At 55.3% G+C, this 15,544-nt stretch carries 15 protein-coding genes; 5 read left to right on the top strand and 10 right to left on the bottom strand.

Annotation, left to right across the window (positions count from 1 at the left end; genetic code table 11):
* Nucleotides 1-195 precede the first annotated feature (195 nt).
* From ACN0RL_RS02825 to bioB, 6 genes are all read right to left on the bottom strand, one after another.
* A complete protein-coding gene (locus tag ACN0RL_RS02825; protein WP_417513495.1) occupies nucleotides 196-1,995 on the bottom strand; it encodes an acyl-CoA dehydrogenase C-terminal domain-containing protein in 1,800 nt (599 codons plus the stop codon).
* A 318-nt stretch (nucleotides 1,996-2,313) separates the two neighbouring features.
* A complete protein-coding gene (locus ACN0RL_RS02820) occupies nucleotides 2,314-3,066 on the bottom strand; it encodes a putative metalloprotease CJM1_0395 family protein (RefSeq protein WP_417513493.1) in 753 nt (250 codons plus the stop codon).
* An 11-nt stretch (nucleotides 3,067-3,077) separates the two neighbouring features.
* Entirely contained in the window at nucleotides 3,078-3,323 is a 246-nt protein-coding gene (locus ACN0RL_RS02815; RefSeq protein WP_417513491.1) for a flagellar basal body rod C-terminal domain-containing protein, read from the bottom strand.
* Nucleotides 3,324-3,374: 51 nt separating this feature from the next.
* Nucleotides 3,375-4,067: a dethiobiotin synthase gene (gene bioD, locus ACN0RL_RS02810; RefSeq protein WP_417513489.1), complete on the bottom strand. Its 693-nt coding sequence runs from the start codon at nucleotides 4,065-4,067 to the stop codon at nucleotides 3,375-3,377.
* Between the two features lie 12 nt (nucleotides 4,068-4,079).
* On the bottom strand, nucleotides 4,080-5,243 hold the full coding sequence (gene bioF / locus ACN0RL_RS02805; protein ID WP_417513487.1) for an 8-amino-7-oxononanoate synthase: 1,164 nt from the start codon (nucleotides 5,241-5,243) through the stop codon (nucleotides 4,080-4,082).
* Between the two features lie 207 nt (nucleotides 5,244-5,450).
* On the bottom strand, nucleotides 5,451-6,509 hold the full coding sequence (gene bioB, locus ACN0RL_RS02800) for a biotin synthase BioB (RefSeq protein WP_417513485.1): 1,059 nt from the start codon (nucleotides 6,507-6,509) through the stop codon (nucleotides 5,451-5,453).
* Between the two features lie 461 nt (nucleotides 6,510-6,970).
* On the opposite strand from bioB, the gene ACN0RL_RS02795 reads away from it, so the two are divergent.
* Complete coding sequence (locus ACN0RL_RS02795) at nucleotides 6,971-7,294, top strand: ComF family protein (protein WP_417513483.1); 324 nt, start codon at nucleotides 6,971-6,973, stop codon at nucleotides 7,292-7,294.
* Nucleotides 7,295-7,305: 11 nt separating this feature from the next.
* On the opposite strand, the gene ACN0RL_RS02790 is transcribed toward ACN0RL_RS02795, so the two are convergent.
* A complete protein-coding gene (locus ACN0RL_RS02790; RefSeq protein ID WP_417513481.1) occupies nucleotides 7,306-8,415 on the bottom strand; it encodes an NAD(P)/FAD-dependent oxidoreductase in 1,110 nt (369 codons plus the stop codon).
* Between the two features lie 182 nt (nucleotides 8,416-8,597).
* Here ACN0RL_RS02790 and ACN0RL_RS02785 point away from each other — a divergent pair, with 182 nt between their 5' ends.
* The 4 genes from ACN0RL_RS02785 to cmoB are packed head-to-tail and all read left to right on the top strand — an operon-like array spanning nucleotide 8,598 to nucleotide 11,781.
* A complete protein-coding gene (locus ACN0RL_RS02785) occupies nucleotides 8,598-9,599 on the top strand; it encodes a serine/threonine protein kinase (RefSeq protein WP_417513479.1) in 1,002 nt (333 codons plus the stop codon).
* Nucleotides 9,600-9,629: 30 nt separating this feature from the next.
* Nucleotides 9,630-10,016 carry a kinase gene (locus ACN0RL_RS02780; protein ID WP_417513477.1) on the top strand — a complete coding sequence of 129 codons (387 nt, stop codon included), beginning with the start codon at nucleotides 9,630-9,632 and terminating at the stop codon, nucleotides 10,014-10,016.
* Nucleotides 10,009-10,764: a carboxy-S-adenosyl-L-methionine synthase CmoA gene (gene cmoA / locus ACN0RL_RS02775; RefSeq protein WP_417513475.1), complete on the top strand. Its 756-nt coding sequence runs from the start codon at nucleotides 10,009-10,011 to the stop codon at nucleotides 10,762-10,764. The genes ACN0RL_RS02780 and cmoA overlap by 8 nt, the downstream gene beginning before the upstream one ends.
* A 24-nt stretch (nucleotides 10,765-10,788) precedes the next feature.
* Nucleotides 10,789-11,781: a tRNA 5-methoxyuridine(34)/uridine 5-oxyacetic acid(34) synthase CmoB gene (gene cmoB / locus ACN0RL_RS02770; protein ID WP_417513473.1), complete on the top strand. Its 993-nt coding sequence runs from the start codon at nucleotides 10,789-10,791 to the stop codon at nucleotides 11,779-11,781.
* 70 nt (nucleotides 11,782-11,851) lie between these two features.
* Here cmoB and ACN0RL_RS02765 read toward each other — a convergent pair whose 3' ends face one another.
* The 3 genes from ACN0RL_RS02765 to hflC all read right to left on the bottom strand — a co-directional run bounded on the left by ACN0RL_RS02765 (nucleotide 11,852) and on the right by hflC (nucleotide 15,470).
* Complete coding sequence (locus ACN0RL_RS02765) at nucleotides 11,852-13,147, bottom strand: adenylosuccinate synthase (protein WP_417513471.1); 1,296 nt, start codon at nucleotides 13,145-13,147, stop codon at nucleotides 11,852-11,854.
* An 86-nt stretch (nucleotides 13,148-13,233) separates the two neighbouring features.
* Nucleotides 13,234-14,415, bottom strand: a complete 1,182-nt coding sequence (locus tag ACN0RL_RS02760; RefSeq protein ID WP_417513469.1) for an ATP phosphoribosyltransferase regulatory subunit — start codon at nucleotides 14,413-14,415, stop codon at nucleotides 13,234-13,236.
* Between the two features lie 179 nt (nucleotides 14,416-14,594).
* On the bottom strand, nucleotides 14,595-15,470 hold the full coding sequence (hflC, locus tag ACN0RL_RS02755) for a protease modulator HflC (RefSeq protein WP_417513467.1): 876 nt from the start codon (nucleotides 15,468-15,470) through the stop codon (nucleotides 14,595-14,597).
* Between the last annotated feature and the right edge of the window lie 74 nt (nucleotides 15,471-15,544).

The raw sequence follows: 15,544 nt of genomic DNA, 5'->3' as shown, positions 1-15,544 counted from the left end.
CTCCAATTTCATAACAGTCTGTCTGTGCAGATGGCAGCGGTGCGAAGCCAGCTCACCTGCTCGGGCCGTGTGTCCGGGATTGTTATATTTTATAGGTGAACATTCTAACTCAAACCCGGCCGTAACTCATGAAAAAAGCCCGGCTCCTGAGAGCGCGGGCTTTTTCTACCGGTTAATCAGCAATGCCCTCCGGAATCAGAGTGCGAAAGCTTCTTCCGGCATATCCAGCAGGGTGTCCGCACCCGCCAGCATGGTTACAGCGTGGGTCTTGGTACGCGGCAGCATGCGGGTAAAGTAGAAGCGTGCAGTCTGCAACTTGGCGTTGTAGAACAGTTCTTCACTGGTGCCTTCAGCCAGCTTGTCCTGCGCGATCTTGGCCATACGGGCCCACAGGTAAGCAAACACCGCATAACCGGAGTACATCAGGTAATCCACAGAGGCGGCACCAACTTCTTCGCGGTTCTTCATAGCGGTCATGCCCACTTTCATGGTCAGGTCGCCCCACTCCTTATTGAGAGCTGCCAGAGGCTCGATAAACGGCTTCATCTGCTCGTTATCGGCGTTCTCTTTGCAGAAGGTGTGAACCCGCTTGGTAAAGCCTTTCAAGGACTCGCCCTGGGTCATCAGTACCTTGCGGCCCAGAAGATCCAGCGCCTGGATACCGGTGGTGCCTTCGTAGATCATGCCAATGCGGGCATCACGTACGTTTTGCTCCATGCCCCACTCGGAGATGAATCCGTGGCCACCAAATACCTGCATACCCAGGTTGGCTGCCTCGTAACCGATCTCTGTCAGGAATGCTTTGGCAATCGGTGTCAGGAAGCCCAGAAGTTCATCAGCTTCTTTGCGCTCTTCTTCGGACTTGCCACGTTCAACAAGATCCGCTTTTTGGGCAGTCAGATAAATCAGTGCGCGAGCACCCTCTGCCACGGCTTTCTGGGTCAGCAGCATACGGCGAACATCAGGGTGAACGATGATCGGATCTGCAATACCTTCCGGATTCTTGGCTCCACTCAGCGAGCGCATGGCCAAACGATCTTTGGCATAGGCCAGTGACCCCTGGAAACCAAGCTCTGCCGCACCAAGACCCTGAATCGCGGTGCCAATACGGGCAACGTTCATGAAGGTGAACATGCAGTTCAGGCCCTTGTTTTCTGGCCCGATCAGCCAGCCTTTGGCGCCGTCGAAGTTCATCACACAGGTCGCGTTACCGTGGATACCCATCTTGTGTTCAATGGAACCACAGGATACCGCGTTACGCTCGCCAACAGAGCCGTCTGCCGCAGGCACACACTTGGGTACGATGAACAGGGAGATGCCCTTGGTACCCTCGGGTGCGCCCGGCAAACGTGCCAGAACGATGTGAACGATGTTGTCGGTCAGGTCATGTTCACCGGCAGAGATGAAAATCTTGGTACCGGTGATGCTGTAGGAACCGTCTGCGTTGGGCTCTGCCTTGGTACGCAGAGTGCCGAGATCCGAGCCACAGTGGGCTTCAGTCAGGCACATGGTTCCAGTCCACTCACCGCTGATCATTTTGGTAAGGTAAGTCTGCTTCTGTTCTTCTGTGCCGTGTGCCTCAAGCGTGTTAATCGCGCCATGGCTGAGGCCCGGGTACATACCCCAGGACCAGTTCGATGTGCCGTTCATTTCGCTCATAACAATTCCGAGCGAGCTTGGCAGGCCCTGACCACCATAATTGGGGTCTGCAGCCAACGACGGCCAACCGCCTTCGACATACTGGTTGTATGCTTGTTTGAATCCTGTCGGTGTTTTTACACCGTCTTCACTCCAGGTGCAGCCTTCTCTGTCACCAACCGTGTTCAGCGGGGACAGTACCTGCTCAGCAAACTTTGCACCTTCCTGAATAATGGCATCAACCATATCCGGAGTTGCGTCTTCCGCGCCTTCCAGACTGGCGTAGTGGGTCTCGCTGTCGAGCAGCTCGTTCATTACGAATTTGATATCACGCAGGGGCGCTTTGTAATCAGGCATGTAAACCACCTCGGTTTTCGGTCTTGGCTGAAAAAGAAATAACAGCTTGTGGCCTTGGGTTTGCTCAGACACTGCAGCAGGGTGGCTGCAGCATTAATTAAACACTTGTTTGAAACATACGTTTAGAGGCACGGAATTGTCAATAGCCGGGTGAATAAATTGTGTAGAGATTGGTCACCGATGCACATTCCCGCGGCGCCTTTCAAATGCACGCATAAGGCCACCAGTGGCGCCTGGCCGTGAGCTGACCCGCTGCGGGCTATTTATAGAATGGAAACAGAAGATGCCTGCCCGCCGAAAGACTAACTGGCGATCAGATCAGACTGAAATGGGTAGAAACCCGTCTTTTTCGGAGGTTGGGCCTGGCACGAAACCAGCGATATCCTGATAGGTATTCCGGGCTTGCTGACCGGCCATGGACGGTCGCTCAGCAGAGCTTTCCGGGGAATTGGAGCTTTCACGAGCATCAGAAGAGTCATTTTCATCAACGCGGGCTGAGACTTTTTTCTCAGAGTCGGAGGAACCCTGCTCTGAGGCAAGTTCGGACTGAGCCTGCAGCATGGTCTGCATCGCCTGTGCTGCCACCGCACGATCCTGACCGGAGGGTTCCGCAGGCGCCATTGCAGCGGCGCGAACCACACGCATTTTTTCGATGGTTGCCTGAGGGTCGCCGTTAACAGCAGAAACATCGATAGACACTTCTCCACCTACCGCGTATTGCGCGCCATCCGCGCCACGCTGATAAGTAAACGACATGCTGCCAGCGTATTGGCCGCCGACCGCCTGGTGCGCCGCTTCATGGGCGCGCACTTCACGATCTCGTGCCTTGAGCTCGGAGAGTTCTTTCAGTTCCGCCTCATCCAGCCCACCAACCTCTTTGTCAGAGGCTTCCGCTTCACCGGACTTGCGGTTTGGTGCCGCAGCTTCACTCTCATCTGCAGCTCGAACCGCCCGATTACCAGTTTCAGAAGGCGGTTCGCCATTCACATTGCCGGTGTTGCGCGACTCACGGACAGCAGGGGATAAGGCGCTGTATGTCGATACGGGAGGGAGCGACGCAAGAGAGTTCAAGGAACCTGAACTCAGACCATAACGTCTAAAAGCGTGCCGAGCGTCTCATCAGCGGCTTTCACCACCTGAGCTGACGCCTCAACGCTGCGCTCATAGAGTTTGAGATCGACGATCGGTTCAATAAGGCTGTTTGCGCCTTCAGCACTACCCTGAGGGCCGTCAGTTCCGGCGCGGGCGATTTTGCGTGCGGCATTTTCCATGCCGTACATGCCGTCCTGGATGCCTTGAATGCCGATTGAGAGCGTATTATTGATCATGACTACCGCTTCCCGTGACCATTAATTGACACCATTAGGCCATATTATTGTTCAATTTTCAAACAGTGCATCAATGTCAAGATAGCCACGCAGAGTTGCCGGTCCCGCACCCTCAATCCAGGGCAGAACACCAAGACAGGGAGCCCGGATATGCTCCATGAGATAATCCAGTGTTTCCTGCTCACAGCTCATTGCCGCAGGTTCCGCGTGGTTAGCCACCCACCCGGCAAGCAATAACCCATCATTGCGAATAGCCTCCGCAGTCAGCAGCGCCTGATTAATGCATCCGAGCCTGAGAGCAACCACTAGAATCACCGGCACACCAAGTGCCCTGGGCACAGCCGAGTAGGTTTCCCGGTCATTCAAGGGAACTCGCCAACCGCCCGCGCCTTCAATTAACAAAAGATCCGCCGGGCGCATTTGCATACCACGGCAGAACCCCACCAGGCGATCGGCCGAAATGGCACGTCCGGCTTGCGCGGCTGCAACATGAGGTGCGATGGCCGGCGCCAGTGCGACGGGGTTTACAAGATCGTAGGCAAGAGATTCAGTGGCGGCCTGCTGCAGAATCAACGCATCTTCATTACGCAGTCCTTCAGTTGTAACCTCGCAACCGGAGGCGATGGGTTTCATGCCCAGCGTGCGCTTGCCGGCGGCTTTGGCGGCTTCCAGAATTGCCCCGGACACCATTGTCTTACCAACTTCCGTATCTGTGCCTGTCACAAAAAACGTTTTTTTAGCCATAGAGTCAGACTGCTATCGGGAATTCATTAAATTGCGACAATCCGACAAAGCCTGCAACAGACAATCCAGGTCGTCGTGTGAATGAGCCGCACTGAGCGTAACCCGCAACCGTGCCTCGCCTTCGGGTACCGTTGGCGGGCGGATAGCGGTCACTAGCAATCCAAAGTCTTCGAGAGCCTGGCTCAGCGCCAGGGCCTCGCGGTTACCCCCGATCATAATCGGCTGAACGGGCGTTCGCGAGGGCATGAGCTCGTAACCAAGAACACTGGCCTCACGCCGAAAACGCTCAACCAGTTCCTGCAGGTGAGTTCGTCGCTCATCACCACGCTCGATCAGATCAAGACTGTTACACGTTGCCATCGCCAACGCCGGGGGCATCGCTGTGGTGTAAATGTAGGTTCGGGCCTTCTGCACCAGGTAGTCCATCAGCACCGCCGGCCCCGCGGCAAACGCGCCGCTGGTGCCTGCGGCCTTACCTAATGTTCCTATTAGAACCGGCACATCTTCTTCGGACAAACCAAGCTCCGCCACGCTACCTTGCCCATGCGGTCCAAGCACCCCGAAACCATGAGCGTCATCAACCACAAGCAAAGCCCCGTGGTTCCGGCAAACCTGTGAGAGTTCCCGCAGGGGCGCCACATCACCATCCATACTGAACACGCCATCTGTAACCACCAGCTTGTGACCAGGGGTATCAGCAAGCATGGCCTCGAGTGATGTCGCATCGCCATGAGCGTAACGGCGCACCTTCGCCCGGCTAAGACGGCAACCATCAATAATGGAGGCATGGTTCAGCTGATCTGAAAAAACTGTATCGCCCTGCCCCACCAGCGCTGAAATTACGCCCAGATTGGCCATATACCCGGTGGAGAAAAACAACGCCGAACTGCGCCCGGTAAACGCCGCAAGACGCTCTTCCAAAAGATGGTGCGCATCATGGTGTCCGCAAATGAGATGCGAGGCCGCGCCGCCCAGCCCCGTTTCAGGCAAGGCATTCCTGAGCGCTTCAACATTCGAAGGATGATTGGCCAAACCGAGGTAATCGTTGCTGCAAAACGACAGTAACCGCTTACCGTTGGCGGTTAAAACCGGTTGCTGAGGACCAGAAATCTGCCGGCGGGTCCGGTAAAGCCCCGCCTGTTTTCGTTTTTCAAGTTCTGCGATGAAGTTACGCACGAATATGCATCCAGAAAAATTACAAGTGTTTTGTTTGCAGGTATTGGGGTATTCCGGAGGGCACCTGAAAGCTACGGGCGGCGGGCGGACGGTTCGCTCCGGGATTGTAGAGGGCCAAGGACGGCCCGAAACAAGCGCACATGGATGTGCTCGTAGCGTATCCCGGAGCGAACCGTCCGCCCGCCGCTTTCGCCCAACAGGGCTAAGCTAAGCAGACTCAAGAGTAGCGTCATAAAACATATGCCGCGTAGCCTCATGCTCCAAAGCGTCGACAATCACTTCTTCATCCCGAGCCTCAGATGCGCACTGCTCCCGCTGTTCGGGCCGGATACCGAGGCGACGGAACAAAGCCATATCCGCATCCGCCTCGGGATTCGAAGTCGTCAGCAACTTCTCTCCATAAAAAATAGAATTGGCGCCCGCCAGAAAACACAACGCCTGCATCTGCTCATTCATCGTTTCCCGACCAGCAGACAAGCGCACATGGGAGGCAGGCATCATGATGCGAGCTACCGCAAGAACACGAATAAACTCAAATGGATCCAGATCTTCCACATCCTCCATGGGAGTCCCCTTAACCTTCACCAGCATGTTAACCGGCACACTTTCCGGATGATGTGGAAGGTTTGCGAGCTGAACCAACAAACCAACCCGGTCATCCTCTTCTTCACCCATACCCATAATGCCGCCACAACACACCTTCATGCCTGCGTTGCGAACGTTATCAAGCGTATCCAGCCGATCCTGATAGGTGCGAGTGGTAATAATGTGGCTGTAGTACTTCTCGGAGGTATCCAGGTTGTGGTTGTAATAATCCAGCCCGGCCGTCGCCAGCTCGTCCGCCTGCTCCGGCTTCAGCATGCCCAGTGTCATGCAGGTCTCAAGCCCCAGAGATTTCACCTGCCGGATCATATCCAGCACATAGGGCATATCCTTCTCGGCAGGGCTGCGCCATGCAGCGCCCATACAGAAACGCGAGGCGCCTTTTTCCTTTGCGGCACGGGCTTCCGCAACTACTTTCTCCAGCTCCAGCAGCTTTTCCTTTTCCAGGCCGGTATTGTAATGACCGCTCTGGGGGCAATATTTGCAATCCTCCGGACAGGCTCCGGTTTTGATCGAAAGCAAGGTGCTGACCTGAACTTCATTAGGATCAAAATGCTGCCGGTGCACCGACTGGGCACGGAACAAAAGATCATTGAAAGGCAATTCAAAAAGTGACCTAGCTTCCTGAAGCGTCCAGTCATGGCGTATTGATGTGGCAGTCATGCAGAAGTCCTGTTAACCTTTTTCGGTCGCTTGGTTTACGGATGAATCAGATGATAAAGGGACTGAATCGACTGTCAACCCTAAAATCAATATGGGTTGACAGCGAAAAAACCAAAGGACTGTGCGTAAGCTGCCTTTCCTCTCATTCTATCAACGGCTTATGCCACCATTGCGAGGCCGATCTCCCGGTTAACCAATGGCACTGTCACTGTTGCGCCCTCCCGCTCGCGTTCCCTGGAACAAGCGCTATTTGTGGTGACTGCCTGCAGTCACCACCGCCGTTCGATCGCTCACTCATACCCTGGCGCTACCAGTACCCTGTCGATAGCATGATCAGCCGCTACAAATATAACAGCCAACGTAAATTTGTACGGCCACTGGTGGCCGGTTTAACGGACTACCTGCATTCCTCTCTTCAGGGATCCTGTAGCACGAAACCGGACATCCTGATCCCCTCCCCCATGTTCCCCGCACGCCGTCGTAAACGCGGTTTCAATCAGGCCCGGGATATCGCAGAAAGCCTGAGCAAGGCGTTGAGTATTCCGGTTGGCAGCGATGTCGTTCGTCGAGTACACAAAGTCCAGGCCCAACGGGGACTGAGCAGAGAAGCAAGGCTGGCAAATCTGAGTGGCGTTTTTAAAGTGTGTGGGGCGGTGCCAGAAAGGGTGGCCATCGTTGACGACGTGGTAACGACCGGTGCAACGGTGCGGATACTTGCATCGGTTCTGAGGGAAGCTGGAGCAGAGGAGATTCAGGTCTGGGCACTGGCACGAACACCTGGCTAGGCGGGCTCAGGCTATGCCAGTTTGTTCTTTACCAGGTCAGCGATCGCCAGGCAAGACGTCAGACCCGGCGACTCGATCCCGAAAAGGTTTACCAGTCCCGGAACACCGTGTTCCTCGGGACCATCGACCCTGAAATCAAAAAACCCGCCTTCTGCGTCTTTCAATTTAGGCCGGATGCCAGCGTATGCCGGCTGAAGACGATCAACCTCGAGGCCAGGCCACCACCGCCTTATACCCGCGGCAAAATCCCGTGACCGCTCCGGATCGACCGCATAGTCTTCTCGCTCGATCCACTCTACATCCGGGCCAAATCGCGCCTGCCCGGCAAGATCAAGCGTAAGGTGAACACCGAGCCCACCTGGCTCTGGCACCGGATAGATCAGATTATTGAAAGGATGGCGACCGCTGTAGCTGAAGTAGACGCCCCGGGCGAACCATTGCGATGGCCGTTGTTCATCGGGCAGCCCCAGCCAACCCCGGGCCAATGGCACTGCGCCTAAGCCCGCGGCGTTAACAAGATTCCGGACTTTGATCCTGCACGGCGTAGCTCCGGCGACCTGAAGCAGGTGACCGTCAGCAGCCGATTCAACGGATTCCACCGGAGAACGCAGCACCAGCGAGCCACCCGCATCCTCGAGTTCACCCAGCAGCGCGAGCATAAGACCATGGGTATCCAGAATGCCTGTTTCCGGCGACCAGAGCCCCGCGGTAACCCGGACTCCCGGCAACTCCCGTGCAACATCCTCGCCACCCGCCAAAGTCAGAGAAATACCATTGTCTGCAGCTTGCGACTGAATACCTTCAAGCAAACGGTTTTGCGCGTTACTGGTTGCAATTATCCACTTGCCGCACTTACGGTGCCCTACCTTGTGGGTTGCACAGTAGTCGTAAAGTTTTCTGCGGCCCTCCACGCAAAGACGGGCTTTCAGCGAATTCTGCGGATAATAGATCCCGGCATGGATCACTTCACTGTTACGTGAAGAAATGCCTTCGCCGAAACGGCTTGCTGCCTCGAGAACAATGACTTCCCTGCCTGATTTGGAAAGTGTCCGCGCCACCGCAAGCCCAACAACGCCAGCCCCGATCACAAGGGTATCCACTTCCAGAAAGTCGCTTGTCACGTGATATCCCTGCTGCCTTTTTCCTGCCCGTCGGTCAGTTTCCGGTAGCCGGAAACCGGTGAGGTTTAAGGTACCCCAATATCCGGCAGGCAGGAACCCACGGAAACATCCCGACCCCGCATTACGAGAGCGCTGCCAAGCAGGTATACTTGGGTCCAAATTCAACAGCCTGGCTTTGTTTTATGACAAACGTCTCTACCCACCCCTACGATGCCCTGACACCGGATGCGATTCTGGATGCCATGGAAGAGGTCGGTTTTGCGGTAAGTGGCCGGCTGTTTGCTCTGAACAGCTATGAAAACCGGGTTTATCAGGTAGGGCTGGACGAAGGTGCTCCCGTGATTGCCAAGTTCTATCGCCCCGGTCGATGGACAGAAGCGCAAATACGGGAAGAACACGAATTTACCCGGGAATTACTCGCAGCGGATATTCCGGTCGTCGCACCACTGGTTATGCCATCCGGCGATACGCTCGGAAAACATGGTGACTTTTTCTTCGCTGTGTTTAACCAACGTGGCGGTCAGGCCCCCGATACAAGTGTTACCGACACCCTTTACCGACTGGGGCAGTGGCTCGGTCAGATCCACAACATTGGCGCCCTGAAGCCTTTTCAACATCGCGTAGCCCTTTCACCTCTTGATGGTATTGAAGCTAGCAACCACCTTTTACTTGAAGGGAACTGGATCCCGAAGGATCTTCGACCGGCCTGGGACAGCCTGATCCCGGACTTACTGACCCATTGCCGCGCCCGCATGGAAGATGCCGGCACCGTTGAAACTCTGCGACTGCACGGAGACTGCCACGCCGGTAACATATTGTGCCGTGATGAGCAGATGCTCTTTGTGGATCTGGACGACTGCCGTTCCGGCCCCGCGATTCAGGACATGTGGCTGTTATTGAACGGAGAGGATAGTGAGCGCGGCGCGCAACTGGGTGAGTTGCTGGAAGGCTATGAAATGTTCCGGGATTACAATCGCCGTGAGAGACATCTGATTGAGCCTTTGCGCTGTTACAGGCAGATCAGCCATTGTGCGTGGCTTGCAAAGCGTTGGGATGATCCGGCGTTTCCGCGTTTTTTCCCTTGGTTTGCCCAGCCCAGATTCTGGTCAGATCAGGTGCTGTCGCTGAGAGAGCAGTTGGCAGCTCTGCAAGCGCCCTCTATTGTACTTCCCGGTCAATACTGATTATTCACTCACATTCAAATTGAGGTATGCATGAGCCAGAACGAGGCCCGTTACTCCATCCGCAGCCTGTTTGTGACCGCTCTGGTCACGATTATCGGTACCGTACTGGTACTGGAGGCCAGCGGGAGCATCAAGCATTCGGATAACAAGGATCATGTGCCGGTAGGCGACTTTCAGGCGATCCATATAACGCCGGGCGAGACCTTCCGCATGTCACCCAAGGCCTCCGAGCTTCACGCGGCTTGTGAAAACGGCTATCTGGCCATCGCTGCGGATGTGGACCCGTCCTTCCGCGGCATCCTTGTAGACTACAAAAACCGTGGCGTACGCTGCTATCGGCCCACAGCCACCGCACCGGCGGTCGTGCCACAGCCTGATGAACCTGTTCAACAAGAGAAGCCCGCCAGCGATGAGTAAGACCGACCACTCACCGGAGCAACAGACAGACCGGCTTTTTGCCACCGAGCGGCAACCGGAGGACTTCCGGTTCGATGCGGCGGTTGCCCGCGTATTCCCGGACATGATCCGCCGCTCCGTACCTGGATACACCACGATCATTCCGATGATTGAAGTCATCACCGAGCAGTATGCCCAAGCCAACTCCAACTGTTATGACCTGGGCTGCTCTTTAGGCGCTTCTACCCTGGCCATGCGTCACGGCATTTCGTTTGATAACTGCTCTCTGGTGGGTGTTGATAATTCGGAGGCAATGATCGAGCGCTGCGAGCATTACATAGCGCTTGACGATCACTCGTTACCGGTGAGTCTGCGCTGCGAGAACATTCAGGATACGGAACTTGCGAACGCCTCCGTAACAACTTTGAATTTCACCCTGCAGTTTGTTCCGCCGGAGCAGCGGTGCAGCCTTTTGAGCAAAATTGCCGAGGCCACCAGACCCGGCGGCGTGCTGATCCTTTCGGAAAAAATCCGCTTCGATTCCGAGGAGGAGCAGACCATTCAGACGCAGCTCCATCATGAATTCAAACGTGCCAACGGTTACTCGGATCTGGAGATCAGCCAGAAACGCAGCGCCATTGAGCAGGTACTGATTCCCGAGACGCTTGAAGCACATAAGCAACGCCTCAAAGACGCGGGCTTTGAACGGGTTCTGGTCTGGTATCAGTGCTTCAACTTCGTATCCATGCTGGCTATCAAGGCCGGCTGAACCCCTACGGAGAGCGAGCAGACCATGTCGAATTTTGACTGGAAGACCTGCTTTGGCCAGCTTCTGGCTGAACTGGACGACACTGGCCAGAGCAGCTGGGCCGAGATTATCAGAACCCAGCTGACCCGCCGTTTTGACGAAAATCCTCACGGCGATCTTGCTCGTTGGCAGTCAGCACTGGACAGCCTCCCGAATATTTCCGGGACAACATCAGAGCTGAATACCTCTGCGATTACCCTTGGCTCAGCGACCACCCTGAACTTTAGCCAGCAAGAAGCGCTTGAGAGTGGGCTCCGTGGCCTTATGCCCTGGCGCAAGGGGCCCTTTGACTTCTTCGGCACCCACATTGATACCGAATGGCGTTCCGACTGGAAGTGGGATCGGGTTTCACCCTACCTTTCTGACCTTAAGGGCAGACGCATTCTGGACGTAGGTTGTGGCTCCGGGTATCACTGCTGGCGCATGCTGGGCGAAGGTGCAGGACGGGTGATTGGCATTGATCCCGGATTGCTGTTCATGTTCCAGTTTCTCAGCGTAAAGCGCTACCTGCCTGAAGCTCCAGTCGACCTGCTGCCCATCCGCATGGAAGATCTGCCAGAAGGGCTCGAAACCTTTGACACCACTTTCTCCATGGGCGTGTTATACCATCGCCGATCACCGCTCGATCACCTTCTGGAGCTCAAAGGCACTTTACGCAGAGGTGGTGAACTGGTGCTCGAAACTCTGATTGTAGATGGGCCTGAAGGTTACAGCTTGATGCCCGAAGACCGTTACGGGCAGATGCGCAACGTATGGTTTTTGCCGAGCTGCGATACGCTGCTAAGGTGGCTGGATCGCACCGGATTCCGCAACGCCCGCGTTGTGGATGTCTCTGCAACCAGCACTGACGAACAGCGCAGCACAGACTGGATGCGCTTCAATTCGCTTCAGGACTTTCTGGATCCGGACAACCCTGAACGAACCATCGAAGGTTATCCCGGGCCAAAGCGTGCCACGATCATCGCTGAGAAGCCCTGAATATTAAAAAAGAGCACAAAAAACCCGCCGTGCCGATTCAGGCAGAGCGGGTTTCCCGACCTCTTAACGCTTAACCGTCAAACGGGTGGCGCAGGACAATTGTTTCAATACGGTCCGGGCCGGTCGAAATAATATCGATCGGCGCTTCAATCTGTTTTTCAAGAAAATGAATGTAGGCTTTAGCATTCTCCGGCAACTGGTCGAGTTCAGTCAGCCCGAATGTGCTTTCGCTCCAACCCGGCAACTCTGCGTATACCGGCTCGATATCCTTGTAGCTGTCACAACCGATCGGTGGACGGGTGATTTCGCCATCAGGCGTTTTATAACCTACGCAGACTTTAACCGTTTCCAGCCCGTCAAGGACATCCAGCTTGGTAAGACAAATGCCGGATACACTGTTGATCTGAATAGCATGGCGCAAGGCAACGGCATCAAACCAACCACAACGACGTGAGCGACCGGTTGTTGTACCCACTTCGTTGCCTTTAACCGCGAGGTGCTGCCCCATTTCATCAAAAAGCTCGGTCGGGAACGGGCCAGACCCCACGCGGGTGGTGTAGGCTTTTGTGATGCCAAGCACATAGTCCAGGTACAGAGGGCCAAAACCAGAGCCGGTAGCTGTGCCGCCAGCGGTCGTATTGGAAGAGGTTACGTACGGGTAGGTTCCCAGATCTATGTCCAGCAAGGAACCCTGGGCGCCCTCAAACATGATGTCCTGACCGCGCTTGCGATAGTCGTGCAGCAAATCGGTAACATCCGCTGCCATCGGCAGAATTTCCTTACCCATCTGCATCAACTCTTCCAGAGCCGCATCGATATCCTCAGCTTCCTCCTTGAAGTACTCGGTCAACACAAAGTTGTGATAGGACATGATTTCCCGCAGCTTCACCTCGAAGTCTGCCGGGCTGTGGAGATCACCAAGACGAACACCACGGCGTGAAACCTTATCTTCGTAAGCCGGCCCAATGCCCCGGCCGGTGGTGCCGATCTTGTCGATTCCCTTAGCGCGTTCGCGGGCCTGATCGATACGCACGTGTGTGCGCAGGATGATCGGACATGCCAGGCTGATACGCAACCGGTCGCGGACCGCTACGCCAGAGGCTTCCAGCCCACGAACTTCCTTCAAAAGTGCCTCCGGCGACAAAACCACGCCGTTACCAATCAGGCACTGAACGTCCTGCCGGAGAATGCCAGAGGGAATCAGGTGCAGAGCCGTTTTTTTACCGTCAATAACCAGTGTATGACCCGCGTTGTGGCCGCCCTGAAAACGAACCACCGCAGCGACTTTTTCAGTCAGAAGATCGACGATTTTACCCTTGCCTTCATCACCCCACTGGGTGCCCAGCACAACAACATTTTTACCCATGATTCTCTCTCAATGCGCACACGGCATGGCGTGCGTCTTGCAAATTTGGCAAATGTACTTTCGCCCGCTCAAAACAGCTCGTCGGTTTAACTCAGCGTCTGAACGACCCAATGATCACCCTGTTTTACCAGCTTCCGGTCACACCCCCGGGTTAAGGGATTCACTCCGTTGTCTTCCGGTAGTGCCCGGACGACGATATCCGTCATCCGCAGTGCAGCGACAGCCTGTTCCAGCGCTGAATCATTGTCTGCAGGCGCCCACACAGCTTTGCTGCGACAGACCGAACGCTTGCCCAGAGTTACCAGAGCCCGAATATCCAGGCTAAACCCTGTAGCCGGGCGAGCACGCCCGAAGTCACTGCCAATGGCATCGTAACGGCCACCCTTTGCAACCGAATCACCATGGCCCGGCACATAAGCCGCAAACACCAGACCGGTGTGATAGTTGTAACCGCGCAGTTCGCAGAAATCAAAACCAAAGCTGACTTCCGGAAAGTCTCTTTCCAGCATCTCAGCAACCCGACCCAACTGATCCAGAGCAGCACTCAGGTTGTCAGATGCTCCGCTCAGAATCTGGCGCGCCTCGGTCAGCGCTTCCGGTCCACCGCTGACGCGAGCCAGATCACGAAGGCGCGCTCCAGCCGAACCATTCGGGCAGTTACCCAGAAGCCTGTCCAGCTCAGGTACAGACTTGCGTACCATGGCATCAAAGATGGCCGCACTGGTATCCCGGTCAAATCCGGCTTCACCAATGAGACTTTCGTAGATGGACACATGCGCAAGGTCCAGATGAACGCTCGGAAGGCCTGCGACGCGAAGGGCTTCGAGCATCAGGCTGATGACTTCCATATCCGCAGATTCAGAAGCACTGCCAAACAGCTCACAACCCGCCTGAATCGGCGTGCGCCCGGTCAGCATGTGTTTGGGACGGGTATGCAGTACATGCCCGGCATAACAGAGGCGGGTAATCCCTTCCTGCCCCAGAGTGTGGGCGTCAATGCGCGCAGCCTGAGGCGTCATATCGGCACGGACACCCATCATACGTCCCGTCAGCTGATCAGTCAGCTTGAAGGTCTGCAACTCCAGGTCATGTCCGGTTCCGGTAAAAAGGGATTCGAGGTATTCGATAAGCGGAGGAATTACCAGTTGGTAGCCCCAACGCTGGCAGGTATCCATTACATCCCGGCGCAGGGATTCTATCTGTCCGGCCAGGGGCGGCAAAATATCCTCTACCCCGTCCGGCAGTAACCAGCGATCAGATACTGTCATGAGATTCCGTAGTCCATCCCGCACACTCCTGCTCGTGGTAAAGAAGAAGCATGCAGATTTTAGGGTGACATTCGGGACAGAAAAACCCGAACCAAAACCTGAAGGATTTTACACTGTTGACGCGCACAAAAAAACCGGAATACCAAGGTATTCCGGTTTTCAGACGCACGGAGGAAGTTTTAGCTTCCGCCGTTCGAATCCTTCATGAATTTCAGGAATTCACTGTTAGAGTCGATAACCATTATGTCGTCTTTGCTTGAGAAGGTGTTTCTGTACGCCTGCAGGCTACGGTAGAAGCTGTAGAACTCCGGGTTGGAGCCATATGCCTCTGCGTAGATCCTGGCCGCCTCACCGTCACCTTCACCGCGGGTTTCTTCCGCAGATGCGAATGCAGCTGCCAAAGTAACGGTTTTCTGACGATCAGCATCTGCGCGGATACCTTCTCCCAGCTCCCGACCCCGGGACCGGAATTCCTGAGCAAGCTTTTCACGCTCAGTGGCCATGCGGCGATAAACGTTATCACTGACCTGCCCCGGAAATTCGATAGCTTTTACCCGGATATCTTTTACATCAATGCCGAATTCCTTGACGGACGTTTCATTGACCCGTTCACGCAAGGTATTCATCAGCTCATCGCGCTGGCCGGAAACCACCTCATGCATGGTGCGCACACCAAACTCGTCTCGCAGACCATTGTCCACCCGGGATAACAAGAGTGACTGGGCACGAAACTCATCACCGCCTGTCGCCCGATAGAACTGATCCACATCGCGAATTTTCCAGGCGATATAGGAGGTGACATCCAGCGGCTTCTTCTCAACCGTCAGATACTGCCGCGAAGGCAGATCCATGGTCAGAACGCGGATATCAAACTCCCGAACCTGATCAATAACCGGAACCTTGAAGTGAATACCGGCTTTGATGTCTGTCTCAACCAGCTCACCAAACCTCAGCATGACCCCGCGATGGGTCTCCGGAATAATAAACACACTCGAGAGTACCAGCAGGACAACGATAAGAGCGCCTGCAAGACCCACTACACTTTTAGGTCCCATGATTATCTGCTCCTCCGGGTATTAGTGTCCTGCCGAGTTCGAATTTCCTGGATGACCTGATCCGTGACCGTCTG

The sequence above is a fragment of the Marinobacter sp. genome, from assembly GCF_048259445.1.
GTDB lineage: Bacteria > Pseudomonadota > Gammaproteobacteria > Pseudomonadales > Oleiphilaceae > Marinobacter.
The sequence above is the reverse complement of the archived record's forward strand: the minus strand, read 5'-3'. Positions and strand labels throughout refer to the sequence as shown.